General features: G+C 56.4%; 25 protein-coding genes, 1 tRNA gene and 1 pseudogene. 11 read left to right on the forward strand and 16 right to left on the reverse strand.

The genetic code is table 11. The features are described 5' to 3' along the window. The first annotated feature begins 26 nt into the window (after positions 1–26). A complete protein-coding gene (locus tag E3E51_RS02680) occupies positions 27–605 on the forward strand; it encodes a PH domain-containing protein (RefSeq protein WP_346765934.1) in 579 nt (192 codons plus the stop codon). 8 nt (positions 606–613) lie between these two features. Here E3E51_RS02680 and E3E51_RS02685 read toward each other — a convergent pair whose 3' ends face one another. The 3 genes from E3E51_RS02685 to E3E51_RS02695 are packed head-to-tail and all read right to left on the reverse strand — an operon-like array spanning position 614 to position 3,927. Next, entirely contained in the window at positions 614–1,228 is a 615-nt protein-coding gene (locus E3E51_RS02685) for a DUF257 family protein (RefSeq protein ID WP_240924237.1), read from the reverse strand. Positions 1,229–1,279: 51 nt separating this feature from the next. After that, the gene (locus E3E51_RS02690; RefSeq protein ID WP_167911545.1) at positions 1,280–2,569 is read right to left on the reverse strand and encodes a TldD/PmbA family protein; all 1,290 of its coding nucleotides are present in this window, start codon (positions 2,567–2,569) and stop codon (positions 1,280–1,282) included. After that, a complete protein-coding gene (locus E3E51_RS02695; protein ID WP_167911546.1) occupies positions 2,566–3,927 on the reverse strand; it encodes a TldD/PmbA family protein in 1,362 nt (453 codons plus the stop codon). The genes E3E51_RS02690 and E3E51_RS02695 overlap by 4 nt, the downstream gene beginning before the upstream one ends. Positions 3,928–4,009: 82 nt before the next feature. On the opposite strand from E3E51_RS02695, the gene E3E51_RS02700 reads away from it, so the two are divergent. Beyond that, positions 4,010–4,519, forward strand: a complete 510-nt coding sequence (locus E3E51_RS02700) for a metalloregulator ArsR/SmtB family transcription factor (protein ID WP_167911547.1) — start codon at positions 4,010–4,012, stop codon at positions 4,517–4,519. Continuing rightward, on the forward strand, positions 4,516–4,770 hold the full coding sequence (locus E3E51_RS02705; RefSeq protein WP_167911548.1) for a hypothetical protein: 255 nt from the start codon (positions 4,516–4,518) through the stop codon (positions 4,768–4,770). The genes E3E51_RS02700 and E3E51_RS02705 overlap by 4 nt, the downstream gene beginning before the upstream one ends. Here E3E51_RS02705 and E3E51_RS02710 read toward each other — a convergent pair. From E3E51_RS02710 to E3E51_RS02720, 3 genes are read right to left on the reverse strand one after another with little or no spacing between them, the layout of a single operon-like run. Then, the gene (locus tag E3E51_RS02710) at positions 4,767–5,216 is read right to left on the reverse strand and encodes a universal stress protein (protein WP_167911549.1); all 450 of its coding nucleotides are present in this window, start codon (positions 5,214–5,216) and stop codon (positions 4,767–4,769) included. The genes E3E51_RS02705 and E3E51_RS02710 overlap by 4 nt on opposite strands. A 3-nt stretch (positions 5,217–5,219) precedes the next feature. After that, positions 5,220–6,506, reverse strand: a complete 1,287-nt coding sequence (locus tag E3E51_RS02715; RefSeq protein ID WP_167911550.1) for an ArsB/NhaD family transporter — start codon at positions 6,504–6,506, stop codon at positions 5,220–5,222. A gap of 9 nt (positions 6,507–6,515) precedes the next feature. Further along, the gene (locus E3E51_RS02720; protein WP_346765931.1) at positions 6,516–7,067 is read right to left on the reverse strand and encodes a universal stress protein; all 552 of its coding nucleotides are present in this window, start codon (positions 7,065–7,067) and stop codon (positions 6,516–6,518) included. A 111-nt stretch (positions 7,068–7,178) separates the two neighbouring features. Here E3E51_RS02720 and E3E51_RS02725 point away from each other — a divergent pair, with 111 nt between their 5' ends. Beyond that, positions 7,179–9,107, forward strand: a complete 1,929-nt coding sequence (locus tag E3E51_RS02725; RefSeq protein ID WP_167911551.1) for a S16 family serine protease — start codon at positions 7,179–7,181, stop codon at positions 9,105–9,107. 150 nt (positions 9,108–9,257) lie between these two features. On the opposite strand, the gene E3E51_RS02730 is transcribed toward E3E51_RS02725, so the two are convergent. Beyond that, positions 9,258–9,335 (reverse strand) — tRNA-Ala (locus tag E3E51_RS02730). Between the two features lie 139 nt (positions 9,336–9,474). Here E3E51_RS02730 and E3E51_RS02735 point away from each other — a divergent pair. After that, the gene (locus E3E51_RS02735) at positions 9,475–10,767 is read left to right on the forward strand and encodes an NADP-dependent malic enzyme (RefSeq protein WP_167911552.1); all 1,293 of its coding nucleotides are present in this window, start codon (positions 9,475–9,477) and stop codon (positions 10,765–10,767) included. Continuing rightward, positions 10,754–11,212: a cupin domain-containing protein gene (locus E3E51_RS02740; protein ID WP_167911553.1), complete on the forward strand. Its 459-nt coding sequence runs from the start codon at positions 10,754–10,756 to the stop codon at positions 11,210–11,212. Before E3E51_RS02735 ends, E3E51_RS02740 begins: the two co-directional genes overlap by 14 nt. On the opposite strand, the gene E3E51_RS02745 is transcribed toward E3E51_RS02740, so the two are convergent. The 6 genes and pseudogenes from E3E51_RS02745 to E3E51_RS02770 all read right to left on the reverse strand — a co-directional run. Continuing rightward, entirely contained in the window at positions 11,196–11,729 is a 534-nt protein-coding gene (locus E3E51_RS02745; RefSeq protein ID WP_167911554.1) for a FumA C-terminus/TtdB family hydratase beta subunit, read from the reverse strand. The two genes, E3E51_RS02740 and E3E51_RS02745, sit on opposite strands and share 17 nt — an antisense overlap. Beyond that, on the reverse strand, positions 11,720–12,574 hold the full coding sequence (locus tag E3E51_RS02750) for a fumarate hydratase (RefSeq protein WP_167911555.1): 855 nt from the start codon (positions 12,572–12,574) through the stop codon (positions 11,720–11,722). The genes E3E51_RS02745 and E3E51_RS02750 overlap by 10 nt, the downstream gene beginning before the upstream one ends. 15 nt (positions 12,575–12,589) lie before the next feature. After that, on the reverse strand, positions 12,590–13,882 hold the full coding sequence (locus E3E51_RS02755) for an ATP-binding protein (protein WP_167911556.1): 1,293 nt from the start codon (positions 13,880–13,882) through the stop codon (positions 12,590–12,592). 160 nt (positions 13,883–14,042) lie between these two features. Beyond that, the gene (locus tag E3E51_RS02760) at positions 14,043–14,966 is read right to left on the reverse strand and encodes a hydroxyacid dehydrogenase (protein ID WP_206204445.1); all 924 of its coding nucleotides are present in this window, start codon (positions 14,964–14,966) and stop codon (positions 14,043–14,045) included. A gap of 4 nt (positions 14,967–14,970) precedes the next feature. Then, a complete protein-coding gene (locus tag E3E51_RS02765; RefSeq protein ID WP_167911706.1) occupies positions 14,971–15,618 on the reverse strand; it encodes a TIGR00153 family protein in 648 nt (215 codons plus the stop codon). Positions 15,619–15,648: 30 nt separating this feature from the next. Next, a pseudogene (locus E3E51_RS02770) lies at positions 15,649–16,551 on the reverse strand (2-dehydropantoate 2-reductase); the annotation flags it as partial. 45 nt (positions 16,552–16,596) lie between these two features. On the opposite strand from E3E51_RS02770, the gene E3E51_RS02775 reads away from it, so the two are divergent. Genes E3E51_RS02775 through E3E51_RS02785 form a run of 3 tightly spaced genes read left to right on the forward strand, consistent with a single transcriptional unit; the run spans position 16,597 to position 18,846 of the window. Continuing rightward, positions 16,597–17,322, forward strand: coding sequence for an RNA methyltransferase (locus E3E51_RS02775; protein ID WP_167911557.1), 726 nt, complete (start codon positions 16,597–16,599; stop codon positions 17,320–17,322). Then, complete coding sequence (gene otg, locus E3E51_RS02780) at positions 17,300–17,836, forward strand: methylated-DNA--protein-cysteine methyltransferase (RefSeq protein WP_167911558.1); 537 nt, start codon at positions 17,300–17,302, stop codon at positions 17,834–17,836. The genes E3E51_RS02775 and otg overlap by 23 nt, the downstream gene beginning before the upstream one ends. Then, positions 17,812–18,846 carry a tetratricopeptide repeat protein gene (locus E3E51_RS02785; protein WP_167911559.1) on the forward strand — a complete coding sequence of 345 codons (1,035 nt, stop codon included), beginning with the start codon at positions 17,812–17,814 and terminating at the stop codon, positions 18,844–18,846. Before otg ends, E3E51_RS02785 begins: the two co-directional genes overlap by 25 nt. Before the next feature lie 2 nt (positions 18,847–18,848). Here E3E51_RS02785 and E3E51_RS13240 read toward each other — a convergent pair whose 3' ends face one another. Further along, positions 18,849–18,983 carry a PIN domain-containing protein gene (locus E3E51_RS13240; RefSeq protein ID WP_167911560.1) on the reverse strand — a complete coding sequence of 45 codons (135 nt, stop codon included), beginning with the start codon at positions 18,981–18,983 and terminating at the stop codon, positions 18,849–18,851. Positions 18,984–19,074: 91 nt separating this feature from the next. Here E3E51_RS13240 and E3E51_RS02795 point away from each other — a divergent pair, with 91 nt between their 5' ends. Continuing rightward, on the forward strand, positions 19,075–19,407 hold the full coding sequence (locus E3E51_RS02795; RefSeq protein ID WP_167911707.1) for a nascent polypeptide-associated complex protein: 333 nt from the start codon (positions 19,075–19,077) through the stop codon (positions 19,405–19,407). Between the two features lie 13 nt (positions 19,408–19,420). Here the strand turns inward: E3E51_RS02795 and E3E51_RS02800 are convergent, their stop codons facing one another. After that, a complete protein-coding gene (locus E3E51_RS02800; protein WP_167911708.1) occupies positions 19,421–19,777 on the reverse strand; it encodes a carboxymuconolactone decarboxylase family protein in 357 nt (118 codons plus the stop codon). Between the two features lie 64 nt (positions 19,778–19,841). Beyond that, the gene (locus E3E51_RS02805; RefSeq protein ID WP_240924219.1) at positions 19,842–21,380 is read right to left on the reverse strand and encodes a hypothetical protein; all 1,539 of its coding nucleotides are present in this window, start codon (positions 21,378–21,380) and stop codon (positions 19,842–19,844) included. Between the two features lie 177 nt (positions 21,381–21,557). Between E3E51_RS02805 and hflX the strand changes: the two genes are divergently transcribed. Next, complete coding sequence (gene hflX / locus E3E51_RS02810; protein WP_167911561.1) at positions 21,558–22,844, forward strand: GTPase HflX; 1,287 nt, start codon at positions 21,558–21,560, stop codon at positions 22,842–22,844. Position 22,845: the final 1 nt, after the last annotated feature.

Genomic DNA, 22,845 nt, shown 5'->3' on the forward strand with positions numbered 1-22,845 from the left:
CGCTCATATCTATTCAGGTGAGAAAGGTGACCGAGAAACTACCGAAGGCTGCCGGAAAAATTCTTGAGTCAGGGGAGGAGGTCCTCTTCACGGTCAGGAAGAAGGTGAGCCTGGAGAAGCCGAAGTGGCTCCTCATAACCGACAGGAGAATCATCTACCTGGACGAGAAGGTCCTTGGAAGGTACGAGGTGAAGGCCATACCCTATCAGAAGCTTGAGGAGGTCAGAGTCGAACTCGGTGTGGTCTCCTCTGAGTTCCTCATAAAGGGCGAGGAGAACGTAAGGCTCAAGCTCGGCTGGATGAACAAGGAGCAGGCCAGAAAGACGATAAACGCCATAAAGGACGCCCTGAACGCAATAGCCATCGAGCCGGTAACGATAGAGGTCAAGAAGGGCCTAACCCATGAGACGTGGGTGCTGAAAAAGCCCAGGGAGCTTGTCAGCAGGGTCGTTCCTGCTGGAGCCACCGTCCAGCACGCGCCGGCGGTGGAGAAGAGGGAAGACCCCATCGAGAAGCTCAAGAAGCTGAAGGAGCTCTACGACATGGGCGTGATAAGCCAGGAGGAGTACGAGGAAAAGAGGAAGAAGCTGCTCGATCAAATCTAGAGGCCCGTTTATTCAGGACTTTCCATGGTCCGGACGACGGTAAGGGTCATCTTTTCGTTTTCCTGCCCGAGCTTCAGGAAAGTTGTGGAAACCTCCCGGAGGAGGGCGAGGTGTGCGGGATAGGTGCAGGAGGCTATGTCTGAGTTGACGAGGTAAATGGCTATCCTGTCGCTTCTGCCCACAAATCCCGCAACATTCCTAACCAATCGAAGCAGTTCCCTCGAACTGAGCGTGATGAAAAACTTGTGAAACCCAAGAACGGGATTGATGACGAGATTTTCCCCCTTGGAGTCGCGGTATATCTTTTCGTAGTACCTAAAGTCGAGGGAGTGATGGTCAACATCCACGATACCCCGTACATCCCCCAGATTAACGGTTCCACCAATTTTTATGACGGGAACCTCAAGCAGAGTGGAAACGTCGAAGCCCCTGAGTTTCAGCTTTGTTATGTACTCAGGAAACGTATCAACGATATCATCAACAACGAGCGAGAAACCCCTCCCGGAGGCATAATCATGAAGGAACTTAAGGATCATCTCAGGGGCCGCTTCAGAACCGTACTCAAGGAGCACAGTCTCACCGGGAACGAGCTTGGAAAAGATATCCCCCAAAGTATCCATCATCGACACCACCTGATTGGAAATGTTCACTGGAGTATAAAAATATAGCGAGGGCTACACAAGTTTGACCTCGGCAACGACGCGCGGGGAGATGAAGGAACCCCTGCGGAGTGTCTTTTTTCCAACGGATGAAATAGACCTGAGGAGCCGGAAGGCGTTTCCAACGAGCATGTTGTCCCTGAACGGAACCACCTCACCACCCTTAACGGCGTAGCCCAGTTCAACGGTCAGCGAGAAGTCTCCGCTCACGGGGTTGGCGGTGTGCTCACCGAAGACCTTCCTCACGACGATGCCCTCGAAGTCCCCAAGGTTCTCGTCTCCGGGAACAACCATCACGTTGCTCGTCCCTATGTGCGGGGTCGTTCTGAAGTCCCGGACAGCGTTCCCGGTGCTCCTTAACTTCAGGAAGCGGGCGTAGGTTTCATCGAGGAGGAAGGAGCGTATGACGCCATCTTCAACTAGAAGGGTTCTCTCCCCTGGGCTGCCCTCTCCGTCGAAGGGGAAGCTACCAACGCCGCCCGGAACCGTTGCATCGTCGATGAGCGTGAACCCCTCGGGGGCGACATCCTCGCCGAGCCTTGAAAAGCGGCTCCTGCCGTGATAGACACCGTCCCCAAAGAGGTTTTCGAGGAATATCCCCAGAACGGCGCGGAAGGCCTCGGGTTCAAGGAGAACCTCACCGGAGTGGGGTTTCATCTTCCGGGCGCGATAGCTGAGCCTGGCCTCCTCTATGGCTGAGAGGAGGGCGTTCTCAAGCTCTTCAAAGGGCTGGAGGGAGCGATAGGTCTGGTAATACGAGCCCGAACCCGTTTTTCCATCCTTTTTCACGGCGTAGGCCGAGACGCTCATTCCCGTACCCCTGGCCTCAAGCCGAACCCCGTTGGAGTTCGCCACTCCATAGGTGGTGACGGCAAGGGCCATCGATCCCGAGAGCGTAAGGGAATCGTCCTTCAGCTCGCGCATCCTGGCGGCGAATTCCCCCGCTAGGGAGTGGGCCTCCTCGAAGGGTATCTCGTCTATCCTCCCATCGTAGAGTCCCTCAACACGGGGCACTTTCGCCGGGGAGGGGAAGCCAACGAAGGGTACCTCGCTAACCCTCGCCAGCTTTATCGTCCGCTTTACAAACTCCTCAAGCGTTTTTCTGTCGTGGTTCAGGCCGGTTACATAGGAAAAGCCGAGTCGGCCCTTATAGCCGATGCGCAGACCGATGCCGGAGTGGAACTTCCTCTGGGAGCGTTCTAGTCTCTCACGTTCTATCCTGAAGGAGCCTCCCCGACCGGTCTCCCAGTAAATCTCCCACTCAACGTTCTCGCGTTCGAGTATGCCGATGAGTTCCTCTATCACCTCAATCCCCCCACGAGCGCCCTCGTGAGCACGTGAGGCCCGCCGTCATCGACCGGCACCCACTGCCCCTTTCCGCAGTAGCCGGGGAACTCGATCCTTAGGTCGTCCCCTATGGCGTGGATGTTCCGCAGGACGTCGAGGATTCTGCCAGAGAGAGCTACGTCTCTGACCTGCGCCGTGATTTCACCGTTCTCGATGATGTAGCCCTCCTTGGCGCCGAAGGTAAAGGTTCCGTTGGCGGTGTCAACCTCGCCCCCCTTGTCCCCAATCATGTAGAGGCCGTTCCTGACCTCCTCGACCATCTCCTCGAAGGACCAGTCGCGGGGCTCGACGTAGGTGTTGCTCATCCTCACGAGGGGCTGGTAGTTGTAGCCCTGGGCACGGCCGTGGCCGTTGGGCTCAAGGCCGAGCAGGGCGCTCGTCTCGCGGTCGTTGAGGTAGCTCAGGAGAACGCCGTTCTTTATTATCTCAACCCTTTTGCCTTCCATTCCCTCGTCGTCGTAAACGTACGAGCCGAACTTGCCGGGCAGGGTCGGGTCGTCAACGACGGTGAGCTCCTCCACCGCTATCCTCTCTCCGAGCCTCCCGGCGAGTATGCTGTCGCCGTTCTTAACCGAATCGGCCTCGACGGCATGACCGAGGGCCTCGTGGATGAAGACGCCGGTGAGTTCGGGATCCATTATCACCGGAAACTCCCCTGAAGGGGGTGACTGGGCGTGGAGAAGCGAAACCGCCTTTTCCTTTACGAAGTCGGTCCAGTGGCTCAGGTCTATTCCCTCGACCAGCTCCCAGCCCGCGGTGCCGCCGAAGCTCTTCCAGTAGCTCTGCATCTCGCCGTTCTCCCTGGCGGTAACAGAGAAGCTCAGCCTCAGCCTCGGGACGACCGTCTCAATCTCGCTCCCGAGGGAGTTGAAGTAGAACCCCTCCTTGAGGCCGTCACCGTAGTGGACGCTCCGGTTGGAGGCCCTCTCGTCCCTGAGGAGGGAATCGATCTCCTTCACGAGGGCGAGCTTATCCTCGACGTCCACATCGAGAAAGCTCCTCTTCGGCCTTATTTCAGCCCTATCCCGGATGGGGTCCCCGAGGTGAATCTTCGAATCGCCCTTCGAGAGCCTCGCTATCTTCATGGCGGTCTCTATGGCCTTCTCTGCACGGCCCATGTCGTTGGCGCTTGAGAAACCCCACGCACCGTTGAAGGCCCTGACCCCGATGCCAATCTCCGTGTTCATGGCCAGCTCCTCAAGCTGACCGTTCTGCATCGTGAGGTGGGAAGCCGTGACGCGGGTTACACGTATTTCATAATAGGATATACCGTAACGCTCCGCAAGCTCCTCGGCCCTCCGTATCAGTGTCTCCATCGTCCCACCGGTGGACATAAAAGGGGTAGCGTTTATATGGCTTCCCATAGATGGATGAACCACAAGGGTTTAAGTGTTGGGTATGGAGAGGCGTAGTGAGATACTCCACCACATCCAGGGCAAACCGGGGATAACCTTCCGGGAGCTGGCGAGGGAGCTTGGAATAGGGATAGGGGACCTCCAGTACCACCTCTACCGACTGGAGAAAGAGGGGAAGGTGTTTTCACGGAAAATCGGAAAGAGGCGCTACATCTTCCCGGCGGGCTTCGAGAGGGACTGCCAGAGGCTGCTGATAGCCATCTCCACCGAGACCCGAAGGAGAATTCTCCTGCTCCTCATGGAGGGTCCCCTCACCCAGAGCGAGATAGCCAAGAGGCTCGGCCTCAGCCAGCCCACCGTGAGCTATCACATGGGGGAGCTCGTGAAGCTCGGCATCGTGGATGCCCAAAAAGAGGGGAAGAGCGTGACGTACACACTTTCCTACGACCCGGCGATAATAGCGCGCGTCATAAAGGAGTACCGACCCAGTCTCTGGGAAAAGCTGGCCGACAATCTGATAGACCTGCTCACCAGCGTGGGTGATGAGGAATGATGGAAACCGTACTGGCGGTCATAGCCCTGATACTGTCGCTGGCCCTTGCGGGGATTTCATTGATCGCCTACAGAAAGAGCCATCTGAGGGCGGCGCTCTATCTGATAGCCGCCTTCCTCCTGCTGGCCATGAAGAAGGTCATAGAAACCCTGCACCTGGCGGAATGGATAGAGAGGGACGTGAGCATAGCCGTGGGGGCCCTTGAGGTCATGGTACTGGTGCTCTTCGTGGTCGCCCTATGGAAGCGCTAACGAATCACCATAACGGGCGGCTCTATTGAACCCACGACCTCCTCAAGGAGGCTCCCTATCCTCGTTTTTCCACTTCTTCCGTAGGCACCCATGACGACTAGGCTGTACCTTCCGGAGTTGGCCTCCTCAAGGATGGTGTCCTTCGCGGAGCCCTCAACGATCCTTATCGAGCAGTTGACTCCCTCATGCTGACAGAGCTCAAGAAGGTTGGTCATTATGTCGCGTATGCTCTTCTTCATCTCCCGCCATATCTCCTCCTCGAACTTCTGGACGTTCGTAAGGTCTTGACTGAGCATGCCCATGTTGAAGGCCAGGGCCTTCGCCTCCCTCCTATCAAGGACGGAGAACAGAATGAGCTTGCCTCCCCTCCTTTTGGCGATGGCTATCGCGTGAAGGGCAGCCTTCTGACTCCATTTAGAGCCGTCAACGAGCACGAGTATCCTCATGACTCACACCCCTACGTACCTTATCCATATCAGCAACATACCCACTCCCACCGTGCTCAGCATTATCACGAGACCCACCTTAAGGAAGTCCATGAAGGTTATGTTGAGCCTCTCCCTTGCGGCTATACCGAGAACGACGATGTTGGCGCTCGCCCCTATGGCGGTTCCGTTTCCACCGAGGCACGCGCCGAGCGAGAGTGCCCACCACAGGGGATAGACGTTCATCGAAGTGCTCATGGATTTTATCAGAGGTATCATCGCCGCCGTCAGGGGGATGTTGTCAACTATGGCGGAGGCCACGGCTGAAAACCATGTAATCATCACTATGGCCTCGGAGGTCGTGTGGACGTAGCTGAGCAGCCAGTTGGCGACGTCGTCTATCACCCCCGTCTCAACGAGGGAGCCAACGACTATGAAAAGCCCCATAAAGAAGAATATCGCCGTCCACTCTATCTTCTCCAGAACCTCCGTCGGCTCCATCCTGCTCCAGAGGAGGAGGAACGACGCACCGCTGAGGGCCACGACCGCGGGGGGAATTCCAAGCTTGTCGTGGACGAAGAACAGCAGCACGACCGCAAGGATAACGATCACGGACTTCCTAAAGAGAGACCAGTCCCTTATGGCCTCGTCCTCTCTCAGCATCTGAATGGTGGACTGAATCCTCTCCATCTTGGTTGGGGTTATTTTCATGGCATCCCTGTAGACGAGGTATATTATGCCGAGGGTCAGGAGAAGGTCAACCGCCGCTATGGGCCCCATGTTCAGTAGGAACTCGGTGAAGCTCAGTCCCGCGGCCGAGCCTATCATTATGTTGGGCGGGTCGCCGATGAGCGTTGCGGTTCCGCCGATGTTGGATGCGAATATCTCCGCCAGAAGGTAGGGAATCGGATTAACGTCCATCAGCCGGGTTATGTATATCAGCATCGGCGTCAGCAGGAGAACGGTCGTAACGTTATCCAGAACGGAGCTAACCAGCGCCGTCACGACGGAGAACAATATGAGGACCTTCATTGGACTCCCTTTGGCAAACTTCGCGGTCTTTATCGCTATGAACTCGAAGAGGCCGCTTTCCTTGGCGGTGTTGACGATCATCATCATACCTATCAGGAGGAACAATGTCCCGAGGTCAAGGTACTCGGGCATCTTTTCCCAGGGAACCACTCCAACGAACAGGACTATGGAAGCGCCAAAGAGGGCGGCAACAGTCCTGTGAACCCTTTCGCTGATTATCAGAGCGTAGATAAAGATGAACACTGTAACCGCGATTGCCACTTGCTCGTTCAGCATCATTTGAACCCCCTAATACACTATGGTTGGCTTATCCACGTGCTGGACTATCTTAAGGACCACGGGGCTGATGGGGGATATCTTCGTTATCTCGGAACCGTAGCCCCTGGATATGACCAGGAGGTCAAACTCGCCGGCCAGTTTTATGACCTCATCACTCTTGCTTCCGAAGAGGTGTCTACCCTTTGCCCTGAGGCCAATATCCCTCAGCCCGGAGACTATCTCAAAGAGGGCTCTTTCACCAAGTTCGGTTTCGGCCATCTTGAGCTTCTCGGCCTCAAGTTTTCCGAGGGTCTGCTCTATCATCCTGAACGCCATTCTATCGGTTATGTAAACAACCGTAACCGACGCCCCAGTGTAGGCTTCAAGGGTTTCGTAAAGCTCCTTCGGAATCTCGTGGGCAAACCTGTCAACGGGTACAAGGATGGACGATATCTCAGGGAGGACAAACTCCTCAGGAAGGAGAAGGAATTCTTTGTAGCGCTTCGCTATCTCCTCGTACCTGCCACCCGCGATGTTCCTGAACTTCCTAGCGATGAGCTTATTGAAGATGTCCATTGCCATCCCCTGAATAGAAAGATGAGGAGATGATTTAAGCTTTTTGTCGCCCGGTTTTAGAGGGTTGAACCACAAACGCTTTATTAAGGCGCGGTGAGCTAAAAACGGGGTGAGAAAATGAAAAGGGCGCTTGTACCACTGCTGATAATCATGCTTCTGCTCCCGTTTGCATCCTTTGCCGCCGCTGAATGCCCCGGCGAAGGCCACACGGTAGTGCTGAAGGCACCGGCAGTCTCAAAGACAGCCAGCGGAGAGCTGATAGGCGTTGCCACGGATTTCGTCATCACAGTCGCACCGGGAACCGGTCACGTTTACGTCGAGACGTGGCCCCTCGCGGAGGTAGACATGCAGGCGAGTGCCAGATTAGCCGCCCAAATAGCGGGTAAGGTTCTCGGCGTGGATATGAGCAAGTACGATGTTTTTATCCATATCAAGGCAGATTCCCCGATAATAGGCGGTCCCTCCGCGGGAGGAACCATGACCGTCGGCATCATCGCGGCCCTTGAGGGATGGAACGTCAACCCCAAAGTTATGATGACCGGAATGATAAACCCGGACGGCACCATAGGGCCAGTTGGTGGAATCCTGGAGAAGGCCTCGGCGGCCCACGACGTCGGGGCGCAGCTCTTTCTGATTCCCCAGGGACAGCGCATCCAGTACGTCCAGGAGACCCAGAAAAAGGAAATCGGCGGCATAGTCGAGATAAACACCCGGACGAAGAAGGTCGACGTCGTTGACTACGCCAAGGAGCGCTGGGGACTGACGGTCATCGAAATCAAAGACATCTACGATGCCGTCTACTACTTCACCGGCCACAAGATACCCCGGCCAGAGGCGCCCGCGTACATAAAGATAGACACCTCATTCCTCAAGGACGATGCGCTCAGGGACTACGACAACACAACGGCCTACTACAAAGCCACCCTTGAGAAGCTCAAGAGGAGCGATGTCAACTACGCCACCTACACGACCCTCATGGAGGCCCTCAACGAGGCCCACGCGGTGCTCAACCAGTCAAAGCAGAGCCTCGACAACGGGAGGTACTACACGACGATGAGCAAGGACTTCCAGGCGAGGATAATAATAAGGCACGTGGACTGGTACCTGAGCGTGAAGTCGGGGGAGGACGTCCAGAGAATCCTGAGAACAACGGGCTCGGAGATAAACGCCTCGGAGAAGAGGGTATCCAACCTCAAGATAAGGGGCACGACGATGCTCCAGGCCGTCGCGGCCGCCGAGGAGAGAGTGGAGGAGGCCAAGGGGCTGCTGGACGACGCCTGGAAGTACTACTACAACGGTGACTACTGGGACGCCGTTGGCGATGCCGCATACGCCTATGAGAGGGCAAAGACAGCGGTCTTCTGGGCGAGCCTCGGTGAAAGGTTCGCGACCGGCGATGTGATAGGCAGGGACGTGATTAAGGCAACCGCCCGGGACTACATAGACGAGTCCAACCTCATAGTAACGTACATAGAGTCGATGTACGGGAACGTTGGGGGCGACCTCAGCGGGAGTATCCAGCAGGCGGAGCAGTACTACGAAGACGGCAAGTACTCGGCGGCGCTCTTCACGGCAATGGAGGCGCGCGTGAGGGCACAGGTCTTCCTAGACACACTGGGAATAGACAACGGGACGGTTCTCAAGGACAAACTGGCAGGAATGAAGAAGGGCGCCAGGGTGGCAATTGCAGTGGCCCAGAGCCAGGGCATAACCCCCGTGCTGGCAATAGCATACTACGAATTTGCGGAGAGCTACGAGGGGAGCGCCGAGGAGAACGGGAGCATGCAGGACCTTCAGACTGCCATGATATTCTACCAGTACGCCAGGGAAACCGCCAACCTGTTCCTCAGCAAACCAGCCCAATCCGTAACGGCGGCCAACACAACGGCAACGAATGTCCCCCAAATAGTCATCCCCACGTCATCACCCGGCGAGACCTCTACGAGCACCCCCGATGATTCCTCGAAGAGGATCCCCGAGACGGCGATAATCCTGATAGCCGTCGGCGCGTTTCTCATTGGTGCGGCAGTGGGCAAGAAGCTGTGAACCTTTCCTTTTCCATCTTCGTCCGTCTTCAGGAGCGCCAGCCCTCACACAGGTGGTGTTTGCCGCCGATGATGAAAACTCCCTGCCCCGACAGGTGAGGAGAACCGGCTCCCTGAGGCTACGCCAAACTTTTGGTGTTAAGAAACGCTGTGGTGGACCGGGCGGGATTTGAACCCGCGGCCTCCGCCTTGCGAGGGCGGCGCTCATACCAGGCTGAGCTACCGGCCCACATCCCGTTATATGGGAACCGCCTCGCCTTTAAAAAGTTTTGGTATGCTCCCGGGGATTGATAACCATTTCTGAGTTTAATTTCCACTGGAAAGGAAGGACTTTTAACTTCAACGTGCCAATAAACTCCGGTGGTCTGATGAACGCGTCGAACTTTCACCGCGATAACTTTCCAGGCAACGGAAAGATAGAGGTCATCCCGAAGGTTCCCCTCACGAGGGAAACCCTTCCCCTGGCTTACACGCCCGGCGTCGCCGAGGCCTCACGCGCGATAGCGGAAGAGCCAGAGAAGGCCTTCGAATACACCAACAGGGGCAACATGATAGCCGTAATCAGCGACGGGACGAGGGTTTTGGGTCTCGGCGACATAGGTCCCCTCGCGGCCCTGCCAGTGATGGAAGGGAAAGCGCTGCTCTTCAAGGCCTTCGGCGGCGTTGATGCGTTTCCGCTCGTCCTGGCCGAAAAGGCTCCCGAGCGGTTCATCGAGGTCGTTAAGGCCGTCTCGCCCTCTTTCGGCGGGATAAACCTTGAGGACATCGCCTCTCCCAAGTGCTTCTACATCCTTGAGCGGTTGAGGGAGGAACTCGATATCCCCGTCTTCCACGACGACCAGCAGGGCACCGCGAGCGTCGTTTTAGCTGGCTTAATCAACGCCCTCAAAGTCGTCGGCAAGAGGCTCGATGAGGTAGGCATCGCGCTCTTTGGGGCCGGAGCCGCTGGCTTCGCGACACTCAGGCTCCTCATCAAAGCGGGGGTTAAGCCGAAAAACGTCCGCGTCGTCGAACTGGTGAACGGGGAGCCAAGGGTTCTAACGCCGGATTTGCCTCTTGAGGAGCTGTTCCCGTACAGGGGCGAACTGCTCTCCAAGACGAACGGTGAGGGAATCGAGGGCGGCCCGGCGGAGGCACTCAAGGGGGCGGACGTTCTCATTTCCTTCACGAGGCCCGGGCCGGGCGTCATAAAGCCGGAGTGGATTGAGGGGATGGCCGACGACGCGGTAGTCTTCCCGCTGGCCAATCCAGTTCCGGAGATACTCCCGGATGAGGCGAGGAAGGCCGGAGCGAGGATAGTCGCCACAGGGAGGAGCGATTATCCGAACCAGATAAACAACCTCCTCGGCTTCCCCGCCATATTCCGGGGGGCGCTCGACGTGAGGGCCAGGACGATAACGGACGACATGATAATAGCGGCATCAAAGGCGATGGCCTCGGTCATAGAGCCGAGCGAGGAGGAGATAATCCCCTCGCCGTTCCATCCGGAGGTTCACCCGGCGGTGGCAAAAGCTGTTGCAGAGGAGGCCATGCAGGAAGGAGTCGCGAGGGTTCGCGTTAATCCCGAGGACATCGAAGGAAAGCTACGGGAATGGAGGGAGTTCTACGAGAAGAACATCGTCCCACTGAACGAGAGGAGGAAAGCCTATGGGGCGCATTGAAGAGCTTATCGAGCTCCTGGGTATGAGGAGGCATCCAGAGGGCGGATACTACGCAGAGGTCTACCGCTCTCCCGTGGAGGTCGCTCACAGTGGGAAGACTCGAAAGGCTGTGAGTGCGATATACTTCCTCCTGCCGCGCGGGGAGGTCAGCAGGCCCCACAGGATTCTCTCTGACGAACTCTGGCACGTCTACGAGGGCGAACTTGAACTGGTCTGGGCGGACGAAGGGTTTCATCGAACGAGGCTGGGAAGGGTTCGGGAGGGCGTTAAAGCTTTCGCCGTCGTTCCTGCCGGGGCCTGGCAGGCGGCAAGGCCCCTCTCCGAATATGCCCTCGCCGGATGCACGGTTTCACCGGCCTTTGAGTGGGATGAGTTCGAACTCGCCGAGGGCGAAGTTTTGGAGGGGCTCCTAGAGAGGTTCCCGGAGTTCAAGGAGTTCGTCTAAGGTAGAGGCTCCCTCCACGGGCATCTATCGCCACCAGCAGCGGGAAATCCTCGACTTCAAGAACCCACACCGCCTCCGGAACCCCCAGTTCCTCCAGCCAGAGGACGTCAACGACGCGCTTTATGCTCTTCGCCGCGAGGGAGCCAGCCCCACCGGTGAAGGCGAAGTAAACGGCGCGGCCTTTAAACGGCGTCGGATTCATCCCTCCCTTCCCGATTATCCCGCGGACGCCGAGGGAGAGAATCCCGCCGAGGTAGCGGTTCATCCTCGCGCTGGTCGTGGGGCCGGCAGAGACGACCTCATAGCCCCCGCCGTCTTTCCTCACCACGGGCCCGCAGTGGTATATCACCGCGCCCACAAGGTCGAGGGGAAGTTCCCCTCTCTCAGCCAGCTCAAGGATTTTCCTGTGCGCCAAATCCCTGGCGGTGTAAACCGTCCCGGAGAGGTGAACCACATCGCCGGCCCTGAGATTCAGGACGTCCTCCTCCGTCAGGGGAGTTCTCAGCTTCACTGCCAAACCTCAATCCCCCCATCCGGCTTTATCCTGAGGAAAGCCCTCCTGTTGGCCCAGCACTGGACCACCAAACCGACCGGAAAGCTCGCGGGGTGCCTGTGGGCGACCTCGATTTTGACGTCCAGCGCGGTGGTTCTGCCCCCCATGCCCATCGGACCTATCCCGAGGGAGTTGACCTCCTCCAGGAGCTCAGCCTCGATTTCCGCTATTCTACCGTCGGGATTCCTCTCCCCAACCCTCCTGAGCAGGGCCCTCTTGGCCAGACTCAGCGAGAGGTCAGCGCCTCCGCCCACACCTATCCCCAGTATTACCGGCGGACACGGCTTGCCGCCGCATTCCCTGACCCGTTCGAGGACGAAGCGCCTCACCCCATCCCATCCCTCGCCAGGGGTCAGCATGGCAAGGGCGGAGCAGTTCTCGCTGCCGCCACCCTTGGGGAGAACTGCCATCTCGATTTCGCTCCCCTCAACGAGCTCCCAGTGGACCACAGGGACAAACCGACCGGTGTTGTCCCCGGAGTTCTTCCCGTTCAGAACATCGACGGCGTTGGGCCTGAGCGGAACCTCCCGCGTCGCCCTCCTCGCCGCCTCGACTATCGCCCCCTCCAGCCCGCGAAGGTAAGGACTCTCAACCCCCGCCCTCACGAAGAACGTGAGCGTTCCCGTGTCCTGGCAGACGGGGATTGAGCCATCCCTCCCAATTTTCACCGCCTTCAGAATGTTTGCGAGGTTGAAGCGCGCTATCTCGCTCTTCTCAAACCCGTAGGCCTTTCTGAGAGCCAAAACAACGTCGTCAGGAATCCTCGTAACGGCCAGTCTTATCGCCTCGACGATGGCATCGACAAGCAATTGGCACTCACCTGTCTAAAGGTTGGGGTTTTGATTAAAAAGTTTGACGTGGGAATTTAAAAGCCATCTCCACAGCGGGACGGCCTTAACCGTTAGGTTGTCCCGCCTTATTTCCCCCGAGTAGTCCCACGTCACCAGCGTCCCCCTCTTCACACCAAACAGTTCCATAACCCTGAAAAGGTTCTCCACCTCCCTTGAAGCTACTTCATCCTCACTTGAGGCATACGTAACCTGTATGAGTTCGGTCTCTCCTTTATCCCTCACGACAAAGTCCACCTCGCCTTTGGTGTCCCGATAATGGTAGAGTTCAACACTGGGTCTCTTGTAATATTTGAACCGCAGGAGTTCAATGAAAACTGCGTTCTCCATGAGTCTGCCGATGTTTTCCGAAACCTTTGGTAGGACAGCGTTGAGCATTCCAGTGTCAACTGCGTAGACCTTCTTATCGCTCCTCACAACTTCTTTGGGCTTGAAGGAGAACTTGGGAAGCTCAAAAATCAGGTAGGCCGACTGCAGGTACTCAACGTAGTTCTTGACCGTCTCGACGTTCCCTATCCCGAGGGCGTTTTTTGTCTTGCGATATGTAAATCGTCCGGCGAAGTTCGAGAAGAGGTAAAAGGCGACCTCCTTCAGCTCACGGACGTTTCTAAGGCCGTAGCGAACTATGACGTCCCTCGTGATGATATCGTTGTAGAGATTTATGAGGTACTCCCTGCCGAAGCGCAGGGCCTCCGGGAAGCCACCGCGTTCGATATATTCAAGCAAAGCCCTCTTTATCTGCGCCTCGTCCTTTGTCGTCCTAACCTCCGGCTCAACTCCACTGTAGGTCAGAAACTCCCTGAATGAGAAGGGCAGAAGGGCGTAGCTCAGATACCTCCCGGTCAAATAAGTAGAAAACTCCCTCGAAAGCAGGCGGGCGTTGCTTCCGGTAACGACTGTAGGATAGCTCTCCCTTAAAGCTGAGACCATTCTCTCCCAGCCCTCGACCTCCTGAACCTCATCGAGGACTATGTAATCGAAGTCTCCAAAAAGCTCGTAGCCTGCCTGAACGAGTTTTTTGTAGTCCCCAATCGAAAAGCCCGCCATCGCGGGGTCTTCAAAGTTGATGTAGAGTACCTTTCCAGGGAGGGTCGCCGAGAGAACGGATTTTCCGGAGCGCCTCGGCCCCGTTATTATGTGGGCCGTTGGGCTGAAGTTTTCCAGAATCTTTCCCCTCAGCTCCCGCTCGACGATGTTCTCCCTTTCGAGCTTCTCGCTCAGGGTCTCCCACTGGTCGGCCAAAACCCTCTTGAGTTCTTCAACGTTCATGGGCTAAACTGATACGAACTTCCTATAAAGTTTACCATTATAGCGGTAAACTTTCTATCAAAATTGTACCACCATACTGGTAAACTTTTCCTGTGAACTTTACCGGTATGCTGGTAAAGATTTGCGAGAACCCAATGATGAACTAAAGGAAAGAAGGGCATCAGCCCTTTAGAGCCTCGACTATCTGCTCCGCGACCTGGACTCCAGCGCGCATCTGGGCCTCGACGGTAGAGGCACCGATGTGCGGGGTCAGAACCACGTTGTCGAGCTTGGTGAGCGGGTGGTCGGCCGGGAGCGGCTCCTCCTCGAAGACGTCCAGGCCGGCACCGGCGATCCAGCCTTCCTGGAGGGCCTTAACGAGGGCGTTTGTGTCGACAACCGCTCCCCTCGCCGCGTTTATGAGTATCGCCGTCGGCTTCATGAGCTTGAGGCGCTCCTCATTTATGAGGTGGTATGTTTGCTCTATTAACGGAACGTGGAGCGTGACGACGTCGCTCTCCTTCAGAAGGGTTTCGAGGTCAACGAACTTTCCTCCAACCTCCTTGGCCCTTTCATCATTCGGGTAGGGGTCATAGAGGAGAACCTTCATGCCGAGGGCGTGGGCTATCCTGGCGACCTCGTAGCCTATCCTTCCGAAGCCGACGACTCCAAGGGTCTTGCCCTCAAGCTCGATTCCCATGGCCTGCTTCTTGGCCCAGGTTCCCTCGCGCATCTTCCTGTCGGCGAAGGCTATCTTCCTGGCCACGTTGAAGGTGAGCGCTATGGCCAGCTCGGCGACGCTCCTTGAGCTTGCACCGGGGCTGTTGACGACCTTAATGCCCCTCTCCTTGGCGGCCTCAAGGTCGATGTTGTCCAGCCCGACGCCGGCCCTTCCGATGACCTTGAGCTTCGGAGCGGCCTCGATGACCTTCCGGGTCACCTTCGGTTTGCTCCTGACGATTATAGCCTCAACGTCCCCGACGAGCTCCAGAAGGCGGGCCTCATCGGGATACTCCTCGTAAAGAACCTCAAAACCGGCGTTCTTCAAAACTTCCAGAGCCTTCTCGTGCAGCGGCGCCGCAACCAAAACCTTTGCCATCTCCATCACCTCATCCCCTTCTTTTTATAGCCATGAGCATGACCTGATCCGAGGCGTCCTCCGCCCTGTCGGCGATATCGCCGATCTTCGTCAGTATCTGGTTCCACACCAGCTTTGCATAGGTCGTAACGGTCTCGCTCTCAAAAACTTTGCCCTTGACGTCGTACTCAACTTCATCGGCCTTTTCTTCGGCGTCCTCAACGGCTTTGGCCAGCTCTATCGCCCTGTCAACGTCGGAGTTGAGAGCATTGACGGCCTTCTCAAGGAGGGCATAGCCCTCTATCGCCGACTCAACGAGTTCCATAATCTCTCCCTTGAGCTCCATCGGCGCCTTCGGCTTCGCCAGAATCAGTGTATGAGCCGCACTCTCGGCCGCATCGGCAACCTGGTCAATTAGCTCGCTCAGCCTCACGTAGTCCCCCCTGTTGGCGGGCAGAAATGCACCCTCGTAGAGCATCGTCTCTATGCTCCTCCTGAGCGTGTCGGCCTTGCTCTCAAGCTGGTCAACCTCCCTCTCGAAGGCCCTGGCCCTCTCAAAATCTCCGTCGAGGTAAGCGTTCATGAGCTCCCTGAAGGCGACCAGAGACTCCTTAACGACCTCAAGGTGCCTCTCGATGGCCTCAAAGACGCTGCTCTCCTTACCACCGAATATGGGCATTTTCCCTCCCCCGCGATAACTTCCAACCGGGGGTTTATCTACTTTGCCCTCCTTTGCCTTGATGAGTGCCCAGAGGAGCTCGTTCCTGGGAGCCTCAAGACCAACGGAACCGGCGTACTCCACGATTTTGCCGTGGATGTAGTCAACCTCCGTCCTCTTGCCCCGCCTTATGTCCTGAAGGGTGGAGTTGTAGTTCTCCCCAGTGCGCTCTATCGTATCCCACAGGAGCTCAAGCGGGTGTATCTCGAACTCGATGCCGAGCCGCTGGGCAACGGTGCAGCCTTCGCGGGCTATCTCTATGGAGATGGCCTCAAGATATGGGTCGTCCTTTAGAAATCCGTTTTTGACCTCAAGAACCGTGCCGAGGCCGTTTATCACTGAGTTGACTATGGTCTTCGCCCACTTCCAGCCGTTCACACTCTCCGTGACGTGGGTCTCCAAACCGGAGGCGTTGAAAACCTCTGCGACCTTTCCGACGAAGGGGTCGCTTCCGGTGGGGTACTTTCCGATGACGGTGATGCCCCTTCCAGTCCACCTCACGTGCCCCCACTCGACCAGCATCGCCCCGTTGGTGGTTATCCCCCCCATGACGTTGGGGGTGACCTTCAAAGCCAGCTCCTCGTTGCCCAGACCGTTCTGGATGCTGAGTATCCATGTTTCCGGCCCGATGCAGTTGCGCGCGCACTCAAGGGCGGTCTTGGTCGAATAGGACTTGGTCGAGAGTATCAGGAGCTCGGGGGGCTCGCTCGGGGCGTGGCGGCTCGCCTTCGGATGAACCGTGAACTCTTCAAATCCAGAAACGTGCAGTCCGTTCTCGTTTATAGCCCTCACCTGCTCTTCCCTTCCTATGAGAAGGACGTCGTTGCCCGCTCTGGAGAGCAAAGCTCCGAAGAGCGAGCCTATGCTCCCCGCGCCGAGTACGTAAATCCTCATGACACCACCAAAACCGTTTAAAGAGCCGCCCTTAAATGCCTACCGATGATTTCGATAGTGCTCGTTGAGCCGGAGGGGCCGGCGAACATCGGAATGGTGGCAAGGACGATGAAGAACTTCGGGTTCTCCAGCCTAGTCCTTGTCAACCCGAACATTACGGAGGAGAGCTACAGCTACGCAGTCCACGCGGTGGAGGTTCTCGAAAACGCAATGATAGTTGAGAGCTTTGAGGAGGCACTGGGGCTCTTCGACGTTGCCGTTGGAACCACGGGCAAGCCCGGAAAAACCTACATCCCCGAAAGGGCGCCCCTGATGCCCTGGGAGCTGAGGGAAACTCTACGGGGATATTCCGGAAGGGTCGGCATCTTCTTCGGCAGGGAAAGCATCGGGCTGAAAAACGATGAGCTGAATAGGCTCGACTTCACGGTAACGATTCCGACTAGCGAGGCCTATCCCGTTATGAATTTAGCTCAGGCCGCTGCGGTTATACTCTACGAGCTTTCGAAAGCCAAACCGGAGCCGGTTGTCGATGCCCTGGAGCCAGCAACGGAGCGGGAGAAGGAAGAGCTCGTTAAAATCTGGGCGAAACTCCTTGAGGTTCTCAACTACCCGAAGGACGCCGAGAGAAGGGAGGTCTTCGTCAAGGTCTTTAGAAAAGCCGTCGGAAAGGCCTTCCTCTACGGAAGGGAGGTTCACACGCTCATCGGGCCGATAAGGAGGGCGGCCCTCAGACTGGGGGAATGCGGAGATGCTGAGCGTCGAGAGGTTTGAGGTAGCCGGCAGAGGGGTGTGGATAGGAGTAATCCACGCCGAAAAAATCCAGGGTATAACATTCTCCCTGGAGAGGGAACAGTTCGAGAGGAACATAAAGCGCCTCACGGGCTTTCTGGAGAGGCGGGGCGTTGAGGTAAACACAGAACCAGCGAAGAGCGGGTATCCCTCCCTCGTGAGGGACGTTATCCTGGGCGGGATGGAGAACTCGGAGGTTCTTGGGGAGCTGTCCTTTGAGGGCATTACACCCTTCGAGAGGCGGGTTTACGAATGGCTCACGAAAAACGTTAAAAGAGGGAGCGTTATAACCTACGGTAGCCTTGCAAAGGCCGTTGGTACCTCGCCAAGGGCGGTCGGCGGGGCCATGAAGAGGAACCCGTATCCGATAGTCGTCCCCTGTCACAGGGTGGTCGCCCACGATGGCATCGGTTACTACACTCCGAGGCTGGAGGAAAAGATGTTCCTGCTCGAAATTGAGGGGGTGAAAGAATGGACAAACTCAAGGCGTACCTGATAGCGTTCGTTCTCATCGTTCTCGGAATAGCCGCGGGGATAGTCTACGAATGGGGCCCGACAATGCTGCTCAGGGTTATCCTGACCCTCGGCTTCCTGGGAGTCACTCTAATGCTGCTCTTCTTCACAGGGCTTACGCTCTACGCGGAGAGCTGGAAGTACGGAGCGATACTCGCGATATTCACGGCGATAAGCGGCTACGGCCTCTACCTGAGCGCCACATGGCAGGGACTCCGCGTGATCGCAGGCATAATCGTCTTCTTCATTGCCATAGTCGTCTTCGGCATCTGGTACATCAGCGAACCCGATTTAAGCCTGGCCGACCGCTTCCGCTCGGCCGAAAAGCTGGAAAGGATGGGCAAGTACAAAGCGGCAGCGAGGAAGTACGAGAAGGCTGGAAACTACCTGAAGGCAGCAGAAATGTACGAGAAGCTGGGCTGGATGGAGAGCGCCGCCTGGGCCTACGAGAAGGCCGAGAAGTATGAGAGGGCCGCTGAAATATACGAGGGGCTGTACGAGAAGGAGAAGGACACCTACTACCTCAAGGAGGCCCACGAGTACTGGAAGAAGGCAGGAAACATGGAGCGGGCCGCCAGAGCACTTGAGCGCTACGCCGAAGAGGAACCCTGGTTCTGGGAGGACGTGGCGAAGCTCTACGAGGAGCTTGGAAACGAGGAAAAGGCAAGAGAAGCGTGGGAAAAGGCCCTGGAGTACTACACCAAGGAGGCCGAGGAGGAGGGAGTGTTTTACGAGGACGTCGGCAACATAGCGCGCAAACTTGGCAGGGAGGAGCTCGCGAGGGAAGCTTACCAGAAGTTCCTGGAGTACTGCCTCAAGGAGGCCGAAGAGGACCCGATGTGGTGGAAGCACGTCGCCGAGGCATACGAGTACCTCGGCGAGAGGGAGAAGGCAGAGGAGGCGAGGAAGAAGTACGAGGAATACAGGCAGAGGATTATGAAGGCCAACGATGAGACCTCGAAGTTCCCGAGAAATGAGGATAAAGGGAGCTGAGGCTAAAAGATCCTTTCTATTTCCCCGATTTTATCGAAGTCCCTATCGTTTGAGAGGATAACCCGTATCCCGTGATTATTCATCGTGGCGTAGTGAATGGCATCGTCGTCCACCCCATTTCTCCCTTTTCTCCTCATATCAACCAGTGGAAGAGGAGCCAAGCTGAAGTCTGAAGGAACTTCGCCAACCTTTTTAAAATCCGGGTGGAACTCTCCTCAGGTGATAGCGATGATGGGAATGAACCCCAGGCAGATGAAGAAGCTCATGCGCCAGATGGGCATCAAGATGGAGGAACTCGACGGCGTCAAGGAAGTAATAATCAGACTTGAGAACAGGGAGATAATCATAAGGAACCCCGCGGTCACGGTCATCACTGCGCAGGGCGAGAAGAGCTACCAGATAATCGGGCCCGAGGAGGTAAGGGCAGTAGTCAGCATCCCTGAGGAGGACATAAAGCTCGTGATGGAACAGACCGGCGTTGACTACGATACCGCAAAGAAGGCCCTGGAGGAGGCGGAGGGAGACCTCGCCGAGGCCATACTCAAACTGAGCGGGGAATGAAAAAGAAAAGGCATCACGCCTTTTGTCCTTTCTCGAAGTTTTCTATTGCCTTCATGAGAGGGATGAGATGCATCAGTGCCGGGCCACCGGCCATGAGAACCGCCACAAGGCCCGCTTCGATAAGCTCCTCGGGCTTTGCGCCGGCGGCAAGGGCTTTCTGGGTGTGGAGGTATATGCACCACTCGCAGCCCTGGGCGATGCCGAGGGCAAGGGCTATGAGCTCCTTCTCACGGGTTGTCAGCGCTTTGTTGTCAAGGGTCTCACGCAGGAAGCGGGAGAAGGCCGATATCTCCTTCGGGTGCTCCTTTCCAAGCCTGTCGAGGAGCTCTTCTATTTCCTCAAGTTTGACGTTAACCTCGTCGTAATCCATAGGAACCACCGTATATGGTTATGCACAGACTGTTAAAGGAATTTCCGAAACAAAAAGTTAGAAACTAAGTGTGAATCACAACCCCCCGCTGGCGAAGTCTCAGTATGTCCTCAATGACGTCGATGAGAGAGGCTATTATCTCGTCGTGTTTACCGCCGTCAGTTCCGTAGAGGCCCTTCAAGACGTCCAACAGGTTGAGGAGTGTTTCAGTGTTCATATCAACGAGTCTCTGTGCCTCCCTGGCCAGAAACCTCAGCACCGCCCCGCGGGATGAATCCCTCTTCAACAACTTAAAGACCAGCCGCATGGACGAGCCCTCGAACTCCTCGCCGCCGACCCTATCGGCGAGGCGGGTAAGGAGTTCCAGAGCCGTCTCGGTATCCTGGGAATCTCCGGACTTCAGCAGAACGTCCACCAGTGACGCAAAGAACTTTGATGTTCCGGGGTAGAGGGTGTATATATCCGCCATTATCTTCATGGCAGTCTCCCTGGCCCAAGGATTCTTGCTCTTCAAGTATTCCCCCAGTATCGGGAGTATCCTGTATGCATCAGAGGGAGTTAGGTGTTCCGTTGTGTGAGAGACCACCCACAATGCATCCATCCTGCGGGTGTAGTCCTGATCCTCAAGCATCTCAAGAACCCGTTCAAAGACCAGAGGGTCGAGCTTTGCCATCTCGGCAACTATCTCGGGCTTCCCCGCGTCAAGAAGCCTATCAATATCTTCTAGGCTGTATCTAGTGACCTCCAGGGTTTTCTTCAGCACCTCGGGACTGGAAGAAACTTCTTCCAGCTTCGATGCCTTTTCGAGCTTTTCGAGGAGGAGGGAAGCTTTCATACCAAGCTGCACGTCTCCCCTGAGCCTCTTTATGTTGTTTATGGCCTTGAGCTTGTTCCGAGTCGTTATCTCATCCGCCCTTGAGAGGAGCCGATCTATCGACATCACGGCCCTTTCAAGTATGTACGGGTCGGGATGCATTAGAAGGTCAGCCATCTTGTCGAAAACCTCGTTTAAAACCTTTGGATCCTCGGTTTTACTCGCCATCTCAGTTAAAGCCGTCACTGCAGCGCTTTGGACATCTCGTTTTCCGCTAGAACCCACAAGGGAGAAGAGCCAGTTTATTAACTTATAGGCTATCCTGGCCACCTTGGCACCGATTTTACCAAGTCCCTCAGCGGCGTATTCGCTGAGGATCGGGAGCCCGGACTTCAGTACGTCCATGAGGGCAGAGGTAACGGTCTCGTACTCATCCTCGCTTAGTTCCCCCGCCTCAAGGAGAAGGTTGAGAACCTCAAGGGCCTTGAGGGCAACCCTCTCATCGTCGTCCTTAGTCAGCTCTATTATCCTTCCGAGGGATATGTTGAGGTACTCCCGCCCAAACTTTCCTTCTTTGATTAAATCCTCGATCACCTGAAGGGCGTTCGCCCGCACGTGGGGGTTATCATCTGACAAGAGGTCAATCAGAACCCTGAAGGCGTTCTCATGCTCCGCGGCAAGCTGGGTGACATCCTTCAGATGCCAGGCCAGCAGGTCTTTTCTCACGCCCTCCCGGTTTATGATAACCTCCCCCCCTCCCAGGATCAGCCACATGAGGAGCCATATCATAATCCCACCCAACTGGTACTCTGTGTTAAACCTAACTTTAATGTTTTCCCCCGAATTCCGGGCAGAAACGAGTCAAAATATGCCAAAATCGAACCCTTTCCATAACATACCAGCATCTCCATGAGACATTCCCCCGGGCGCAAGGATTATTAACGCCCCCGGTTACTCCATCCCGTCATGAGGGTGATAGGTGTTATACGGAAATCGCGGCGGGATAAGATAAGCCGCGAGGAGTTCGAGGAGCTTTTGAAAAGCGCGGGCTACGAGGTAGTGGCGATTCTGGAGCAGAACAGGGAGGAACATCCCAAATACAACATCGGAAAGGGCAAACTGGAGGAGCTGAAGGAGCTCGTGAGGGAGCTCGGACCGGACAGGGTGATATTCGCCAACAAGCTCACGCCGAGCCAGGCATACAACCTCTGGAAGGAGCTCAGGGTTGAAATCATGGACAGATGGCAGCTCGTCCTGGAGATATTCGAGAGGCGGGCGCATTCCAAGGAGGCCAAACTCCAGGTTGAACTCGCCTCGCTCCAGTACGAGGTTCCCCTAGTGAAGGAAGCCATAAGGAGAATAAAGCTCGGAGACAGGGCAGGTTTCAAGGGAATGGGTGAATACCAGACCCGACAGTACCTAAAGCACATCAGGTACCGCATGGGGAGGATCAGAAAGGAGCTGGAGAAGGTCAAGGCAGACAGAGAGGTGAAGAGGAAGCGCCGCGAGGAGGTCGGCTTCATACTCCTGGCTCTGGCAGGCTACACGAACGCCGGAAAATCAACGCTCCTCAACACCCTGGCCGGGGAGGAGATAGAGGCCAGAGACCAGATGTTCACGACGCTCGATACAACCACGCGGCGCTTCAAGCTAGGTGGAAAGAGGGTTCTCGTCACGGATACGGTCGGCTTCATAGACGGCCTTCCGCCCTTCATAGTCGAAGCATTCCACTCGACGCTTGAGGAGATAGTGAAGGCGGACATAATACTCCTCGTCCTCGACGTCAGCGAGCCCTGGGGGGAGATACGGAGGAAGTTCCTGGCCTCACTCGACGTTCTCAGGGAGCTGAAGACCCTCGACAGGCCGATGATAGTCGTGCTCAACAAGATAGACCTGACCACCGAGGAGGACGTGAGGGACAAGGGCGAGAGGATAAGGGAGATAATCGAGGAGCGCGGGGTAAACGTCTCCCGAGTTGCGGCGATATCGGCCAAGCTCGGTCAACTGGACGAGCTTTACGGCGCCCTTGAGGAGGCCATACTTACACTGCCCAAGTACGGTGCCTTCGAGATAACCGTGAGTGAGCCCGAGAAGGTGCCGGGGGTTATGGCCCTGATAAACGCCATCGGCGAGGTTCTATCGGTTGAATACGGCGAGGAAACGCGTATAGAGGCCTACATCCAGACGGGGATGATAAAGGAACTCACCAGGCTCGGGGTCGGGATAAGAAGACTCTCCGTGGAGAACGAGTGAG

Origin of the sequence: Thermococcus sp. 21S7 (assembly GCF_012027615.1) — an archaeon.
In the GTDB taxonomy this organism is placed as follows: Archaea; Methanobacteriota_B; Thermococci; order Thermococcales; family Thermococcaceae; genus Thermococcus.